Genomic DNA, 7,291 nt, shown 5'->3' with positions numbered 1-7,291 from the left:
GTCTGAGGGCGCGTCTTGGGTGGGATCACACTGACTTGCCCCCACCTGACGGCTTCGCCGTCTGTCCGCCCCCATAGGGGGCGGAGGACACGCCTCTTCCCCCTGTGGGGGAAGACGACCGCGAAGCGGTCCGGAGGGGGCAAGTGTTAGCCCTCGCTCCCCTGAACAAAAAGGCCCCCGGATCACTCCGAGGGCCTTCCAGATCAGTGGTTATGCCGGGGCAACTTGCTGGCCAGGTCCTGGTACTTCACCGCGAACTCCAGCACCCCGCCGGTCTCCAGCTGGCCCGTGTGGGCGCGGTAGATTTCCTGCCAGGGGGTCATGGTCTCCGGCACGGGCGGGAGGCCCTCGAGCCGGCGCTCGGCGATGGTCGCCTCGTCCACCAGGGCGTCGCAGCGGCCTGTGTTCAGGTCGATGCGGATGGTGTCGCCGGTGCGAAGCCACGACAGCCCGCCGCCGATCGCGCTTTCGGGCGAGGCGTTGAGGATCGAGGGACTGTCGGCGGTGCCCGACTGGCGGCCGTCGCCCAGGGTGGGCAGGCTCATGATGCCGCGCTTCAGCAGGGCGTCCGGCGGCTGCATGTTCACCACCTCGGCCGAGCCCGGCCAGCCGATCGGACCCGCGCCGCGGATCACCAGGATGCAGTGCTCGTCGATGGCCAGGGCCGGGTCGTTGATCCGGGCGTGATAGTCGCCGGAGCCGTCGAACACGATGGCCCGGGCCTCGAAGATGTCTTCCTGGCCGGGCTTGGACAGGTAGCGGGCGCGGAAATCGGCGCCGATCACGCTGGACTTCATGATCGCGAAATCGAACAGGTTGCCCTTCAGCACCAGGAACCCGGCCTTCGTGGCCAGCGGCTCGGCGTAGGGGAAGATCACCTCGCGGTCCTTGGTCTCGCGGCCTTCCAGGTTCTCCGCCATCGTCTTGCCGGTGACGGTCAGGACGTCGCCGTGCAGGCGGCCGTTCTGCAGCAGCTCCCAAAGCACCGCCGGCGCGCCGCCGGCCCGGTGGAAGCGCTCGCCCAGATACTTGCCGGCCGGCTGCATGTTGACGATCAGCGGGATGTCGTAGGCCTTGCGCCAGTCGTCGGCGGTGATTTCGAGCCCAGCATGCCGCGCCATGGCGGCGATATGAGGCTGGGCGTTGGTCGAGCCGCCGGCCGCCGCGACCAGGGCGATCGCGTTTTCAAAAGCTTGCTGCGTGAGGATGTCCTTGGGCTTGATGTCCTCATAGGCCAGGTCGACGATCCGCTGGCCGGTGCGATAGGCCATCTGGCCGCGCTCGCGGTAGGGGGCGGGGATCGCCGCGCAGCCGGTCAGCGACAGGCCCAGCGCCTCGGCGACGGCGTTCATGGTCGAGGCGGTGCCCATGGTGTTGCAGTGGCCGGCCGAGGGGGCGCTGTCGGCGGCGCGCTGGATGAACTCGTCCTCGTTGATCTCGCCGGCCGCCAGCTTGCGCCGCGAACGCCAGATCACCGTGCCCGAGCCGACCAGCTCGCCGTCGTGCCAGCCGTCCAGCATCGGGCCGCCCGACAGCACGATGGCCGGGATGTTGACCGTGGTGGCGGCCATGATGCCGGCCGGGGTGGTCTTGTCGCAGCCGGTGGTCAGGACCACGGCGTCGATCGGATAGCCGTGCAGGGTCTCGACCAGGCCCAGATAGGACAGGTTCCGATCCAGGGCCGCCGTCGGGCGACGGCAGTTCTCGAAGATCGGGTGGACCGGGAACTCCATCGGAATGCCGCCGGCGTCGCGGATTCCGTCGCGGATCCGGGTCACCAGGTCCAGGTGGATGCGGTTGCACGGCGAGATGTCGCTGCCGGTCTGGGCGATGCCGATGATCGGCTTGCCGCTGCGCAGCTCCTCCGGGGTGATCCCGTAGTTCATGAACCGCTCCAGATAGAGGGCGGTCATGTCGATGTGGTCCGGATTGTCGAACCAGTCGCGCGAGCGGAAGCGGCGCGGAGTACGGCCCGAGGGGGTGTTATGGGAGGTCAAGACGCACCTCGTATTGGGGCTGGCCGGCGACGGCGACGGGCAGGGCGAACAGGCCGCCGCACAGGGGATAGGCGGCGAGTTGCTCGTCGCTGAGACCCTTGCGGGCGGTGGTGAAATAGACGGTCTTCAGGTCGGGGCCGCCGAAGCAGGGCTTGGTGACGTTGATGGCGTCGAGCGTGACGCGGTCGACGATCTCGCCGGCGGGCGACAGGCGCAGCGCGCCGTGGCCGCCCCACAGGGCCGTCCAGACGAAGCCCTCGGCGTCGACCACCGAGCCGTCGGGCCAGGCGTCTTCGATCTCGAGCTTGAAGAACAGGCGCTTGTTCGACAGCGCGCCGCCCTCCATGTCGTAGGCCCAGATCGTCCTGTCCAGGGTGTCGGTGTGGTAGAAGGTCTTGCCGTCGGGACTGACGCAGGGACCGTTGGTGATGCAGATGCCGGTGTCCTCGGCGATCGGCCGGCCGGCCTCGTCGAGGCGGTAGAGCGCCCCGGTCGGGGTCTCCTCGCCGTCGTGCATGGTGCCGAACCACAGCCGGCCCTCGCCGTCGACGGTGGCGTCGTTGGGGCGGTTGTTCAGCTCCGGCGGCTCGATCTCGCCCAGGAAGGTGAAGCCGATGTCGGGGTGGAAATGGTGCAGGCCGCTCTTGAGGCCGGCCACGAACCCGCCGCCGGCGCGTGGCGCGAGGAAGGTGACCTGGTCGGGGGCGTCGAAACTGGTCGTCTCGCCGCTGGCCGGATGGAAGCGGTGGACCTTGTGGCTCTTGATGTCGACGAACCATACGGCCTGTTCCTCGGCGGACCAGATCGGCCCCTCGCCTAGGGTGGCCTTCAGATCCCAGACGCAGGTGGGGGTAGGCATCGGTAGCATCTCCTAGGCCCTCCGCTCGATAGAGGAGGGCAGTCGCATATGCCCTAAAAAGATCTGTCGTCCCGGACAACCCCGGCGAAAGCCGGGGGCAGATCCGGGACCGCCGGAAGCTCTGAGTTCACGCGCCGGTCCCGGATCTGCGCGCTGCGCGCTTGTCCGGGATGACAACCGTTTTTGACCCTGTGCGACAGCTCTCCCCCATTGAGGGGGGAGGGGGCAACCCCTAACGCCAGCCGGCGTCGATCCAGTATTCGTGGCCGGTGCACAGGGACGCGTCGTCCGAGGCCAGGAACATCACCAGCGAAGCGACGTGCTCGGGGACCAGGCGGCCCTTCAGGGCCTGGGCCTTGACGATCTCGGCCTCGCCCTCGGGCGTGTACCACTTCTCCTGGCGCTTGGTCTTGACGTTGCCCGGCACCACGCAGGTGACGCGGATGTCGTCGGGACCCAGCTCGCGGGCCAGGGCGCGGGTCATGCCCTCGATGCCGGCCTTGGCGGTTTCGTAGAGGACCAGGTCTTCCAGACCCAGGTGCCAGCTGATCGAGCCGAAATTGATCACCGCCCCGCCGCCGCGCGCCTTCATGCCCGGGGCCACGGCCTGGGTGCAGAACAGCATGTGGCGCAGGTTCACGTTGATGCGCTCGTCCCAATAGGCGGGCGTCACCTGGGCCAGCTTGTGGCGGTCGTCGTTGCCGGCGTTGTTGACCAGCACGTCGATGGGACCGATGTCGGCGAAGGTCTTGGCCACCGCGTCCAGGTCGGTCAGGTCGCAGCGGACGTAGACCGGCGCGATTTCCGAGCCTGACAGCTGCTCGGCCAGCACCTTGGAATCCGCGTCGGCGACGTCGAGGAAGATCACTTCCGAGCCCTGGCGCACGAAGCCCGCCACGATGCCGGCGCCGATGCCCGAGCCGCCGCCGGTGATCACGACGCGTTTGCCCCGAAGGCTGGGATAGATGGCGGAGGAGGTGCTCACTTGCGGGCGCTTTACTTCAATGTTCACAGAAGGCCTCGGCCGGCCAGGTTGCGGATCAGGGCGGAGACGCCGAACGTCCACGGGGCGGCGAGATCGCAGGTGGTCACCTCGTTCTCCAGCACGCCCAGCTTCGGGGTGGCCACGCGCACCCGGTCGCCGACCTTGTGGGTGAAGCCTTGGCCGGCGGCGTCGCGATCCTGGATCGGCGCGAACATCGTGCCCAGGAACAGGGCGAAGCCGTCGGGATACTGGTGCTGCTTGCCGAACGCCTGACCGGCCAGCACGGCCGGGTCGCGGCTGATCAGGCTCATGTTGCTGTGGCCGTCGAGCACGAAGTTGTCGCGGCCGGTGATCTTCAGCGTGACCTCGGCCGAGCGGACGTCGTCGAGGCTGAAGGCGTCGTCGAACAGGCGGAAGAACGGGCCGATGGCGCACGAGGCGTTGTTGTCCTTGGCCTTGCTGAGCAGCAGGGCCGAGCGGCCTTCGAAGTCGCGCAGGTTGACGTCGTTGCCCAGCGAGGCGCCGCGGATCCGGCCCGATCCGTCGCACAGCAGCACGACTTCCGGCTCGGGGTTGTTCCAGTGGCTGTCGTTGCGGACGCCGACGTGGTCGCCCCAGCCCATCGAGGACAGGGTCGGGCCCTTGGTGAAGATCTCGGCGTCGGGCCCGATGGCGACTTCCAGATATTGCGACCACAGGCCGCCCTTGATCAGGGTCTGCTTCAGGCGCTCGGCGCCCTCCGAGCCGGGATCGACGCCGCGCAGGTCGCCGCCCATGCTGTCGGCCAGCTGGGCGCGGATCTTCAGGGCCTCGGCGGCGTCGCCGCGTGCGCGTTCCTCGATCACCCGCTCCAGGGTCGAGACGGCGAAGGTGACGCCGGCGGCCTTCAGGCATTGCAGGTCGACCGGAGCCAGCAGCTTGGCGGCCGCGCCTTCCGGGTTCTCCCACACGGCGCGCACGTCCAGCGCTTCCAGCGGACCCAGGTCCTCGCCGCGCGGGATCGCCGCGCCGGGCGCGAAGGCGTTCATCAGGTCGGAGGTGGTCGGGGCGATCTTGCTGACGTCTTCGATCCGTCCGCCGCGGATCAGGACCGGAGTCGGACCCTGGCCAAAGTCGATACGGCCCAGCAGGGTCGCGTCACGCCAGTCGTCGGGAAGGAAATCGCTAAGGGCCACCGGTCGTCTCTCTCCCTGGCGGGCGCGCTGGACCGGTCTTAATTCGCCGCCCACGCCCCCCGTCATCTGTCGATGACGTTGTTAGCGCTAACACTACGCTCAGCGCAAGCCCTGCCGCGCGGCGCAAATCGCGCCGACACCCTGGCGGAAGAGTGGGCGCGAGGCCACTTACAACGGTGTTAGCTTCAGTAGGACAGCGCCTCCGGTCGGCGCCGGAGATCCAGGAGTTTTTGGTCGTCTATCGCGATCGGGTCGATCCGACGGTCGAAGATGGCTCGCGGTCGCGGTCTGAAGGTCCGGATTCGGCGCCCATGCAGATTCCGCAGGCGACCCGTTGCGGACTCTCCGTTCCCAGGCTGCCGCCGCACAGATGGGCGCTAGGCGGCTCGACGGAAATAGAGGTTCGGATCTCCCGCCGCGAGTTCAACGAGACCCCGCTTAGTCAGTTTTGTTAACGCTCGTTCGGTCGCTGGAACACTCATTCTCAATGCACCTGCAATTACCGGCACGGCTTCTGGCGAAGGCGAGCGCGCAAGGAATTTAAGTATTTCTGCCTGGAGTGCAGATTGAGGAAGCGCCGGCTCCGCCGTCGCCGCAAAATCTTCTCCAATCACCCGCGCACTGTCAACGTAACCTTGGATAATCTTGATTTGCTCGCTAGCGACCTGACTAAGCCTAGCCCGCTCAGCTTCCCCGACGTTGTCGGCCTCCTGCTTAATTTCATCGAACAGTGCCGTCTTTGTCTTCTCAAGCTGTTCGTTCAGCTGGTCTAAACTGCGCTCAAAATCACGTCCACGCCGTGCCACATTGAGGAAATTGTCTTCATTTTTGTAGTCGCTCGGCGCATATAAGACGGTCGAGTTAAAATTCAAAGTAACAAAAAATGCTACCACTAAGACTACTGGGAAGCCCATTATAAACCAGATATAGGTTGCCTGGATTGCTTCAGCGACCAGCGGCAAAGTAACCGCCCCTGCAACTTCCGCCAAAGCCGCGAAGATCGCAATGATCGTAAGAGGGTTGCTGATCGTTTTGATCTTCTCAATCATCATGCAACTCCACACACCGGGCACAACTATGGGGAGTTTTCATCGCACACTCAAGCTCCAAAGCGATCGGCGGAAGTGCGCGTTAGGGGAGACCGATGGCGTGCGGTGCTGGATATCCACATGTCCTCGCAGTTTTCTGGCGCGACCGTTCCTTCAGATTGAACAGCCTGACGCCCGCTAGCCACCCTGAACCGACGTTTCGAAGTTCTGCCCTAGGCCGTGAGGTCCGAGGCCCGCCCCCCACCCTAGTCCGTCATTTCGGATTGAGGGTAGACGAAGGACGAGTTCATGGCGAAGCTCGACAAAACGGCATCGTCAGGAAATGCACATGTTCGGGGCGGACTGGAATATCGGCCTTTCATTTCTGAAAGTCCTTCTGTCCTGGCCTCCATTGGCGGCGAGTATCGCGGGATACTTCCTTTTCGCTTACAAAACAGAGATCGGGGACTTCCTGCGGCGGTTGCGGTCGTTCAACCTGGGCCCGCTCGCTGGCCAAAGTGAGCGGATAGCGACCGCGTCAGAACCAACCTCCCTACCTCAGCCGGTACCAACTCCTCCGGTGATAGCGCAGTTGTCACCTGAGGATGCGAGACGTCTGGACGAATGGTTCAGCGCTGAAAGAGCCGCAACACGCATTTGGGAATATCGCTATCTCAATCTGTTCTACGCGCCCGCTACTCAGCTCATACTCGACTGGCTAATCAACCTGAACTCTGACACCACAATGAGCGCTTTCGAAGCGACCTTTGGCCTTACTATTCCAGGTCATGAGCGTGCAGCGATCCTAAACGCTCTTGAATTTCACGTGTTGATCCAGATGACAGCTGGGGTTCTCCACGTCACCGACAAGGGCCAAGAGTATGCAGCGTGGCATGAGCGCCGCCGCCCTCAACCGGCAAACTAGTCCATCGGCTCAGGGCTCTTTTCCACCCTTCTCTGACGATCAACATGTCCGCTCTCGGCGCCGGCGCCCGTGTTTGCCCGGGGCAGTGTATTTCCCTCATTTCAGGGCGGGAATGACGGGGCAAAAAGGGAAATCGGCCGCCTCTCAAGCGTCCGGCGCCGGTCCCGTCGAGTCGCGAACGATCAGGGTGTGCGGGTGCATCAACTGGCGCGGTTCGCCGGCCTTGGTGCGCTTGCGGCGGATCTCTTCCAGAACCAGGTCGACCGCGGCGCGGGCCATGGCGGCGATCGGTTGGTGGACGGTGGTCAGGGCCGGCCAGATG

General features: G+C 65.3%; 7 protein-coding genes. 1 reads left to right on the top strand and 6 read right to left on the bottom strand.

Going from position 1 to position 7,291, the window contains the following annotated elements:
- Positions 1 to 203 precede the first annotated feature (203 nt).
- From xylD to AC1DZ6_RS14890, 5 genes are all read right to left on the bottom strand, one after another.
- A complete protein-coding gene (xylD, locus tag AC1DZ6_RS14910) occupies positions 204 to 1,997 on the bottom strand; it encodes a xylonate dehydratase XylD (protein WP_477097939.1) in 1,794 nt (597 codons plus the stop codon).
- Complete coding sequence (locus AC1DZ6_RS14905; RefSeq protein WP_477097938.1) at positions 1,984 to 2,856, bottom strand: SMP-30/gluconolactonase/LRE family protein; 873 nt, start codon at positions 2,854 to 2,856, stop codon at positions 1,984 to 1,986. The genes xylD and AC1DZ6_RS14905 overlap by 14 nt, the downstream gene beginning before the upstream one ends.
- 232 nt (positions 2,857 to 3,088) lie before the next feature.
- Positions 3,089 to 3,841 carry a D-xylose 1-dehydrogenase gene (xylB, locus tag AC1DZ6_RS14900; RefSeq protein WP_477097937.1) on the bottom strand — a complete coding sequence of 251 codons (753 nt, stop codon included), beginning with the start codon at positions 3,839 to 3,841 and terminating at the stop codon, positions 3,089 to 3,091.
- Between the two features lie 23 nt (positions 3,842 to 3,864).
- Positions 3,865 to 5,016: a fumarylacetoacetate hydrolase family protein gene (locus tag AC1DZ6_RS14895; protein WP_477097936.1), complete on the bottom strand. Its 1,152-nt coding sequence runs from the start codon at positions 5,014 to 5,016 to the stop codon at positions 3,865 to 3,867.
- A gap of 377 nt (positions 5,017 to 5,393) precedes the next feature.
- Positions 5,394 to 6,065: a hypothetical protein gene (locus AC1DZ6_RS14890; RefSeq protein ID WP_477097935.1), complete on the bottom strand. Its 672-nt coding sequence runs from the start codon at positions 6,063 to 6,065 to the stop codon at positions 5,394 to 5,396.
- A 328-nt stretch (positions 6,066 to 6,393) separates the two neighbouring features.
- Between AC1DZ6_RS14890 and AC1DZ6_RS14885 the strand changes: the two genes are divergently transcribed.
- On the top strand, positions 6,394 to 6,969 hold the full coding sequence (locus AC1DZ6_RS14885) for a hypothetical protein (protein ID WP_477097934.1): 576 nt from the start codon (positions 6,394 to 6,396) through the stop codon (positions 6,967 to 6,969).
- Between the two features lie 144 nt (positions 6,970 to 7,113).
- Here the strand turns inward: AC1DZ6_RS14885 and AC1DZ6_RS14880 are convergent.
- Positions 7,114 to 7,291: substrate-binding domain-containing protein (locus AC1DZ6_RS14880; RefSeq protein ID WP_477097940.1), on the bottom strand; the 178-nt coding region annotated here is incomplete at its 5' end.

This window comes from Caulobacter sp. P1_B12_2 (assembly GCF_056406675.1).
Note: the sequence above shows the minus strand (reverse complement) of the source record. Positions and strands in the feature narration are given on the sequence as shown.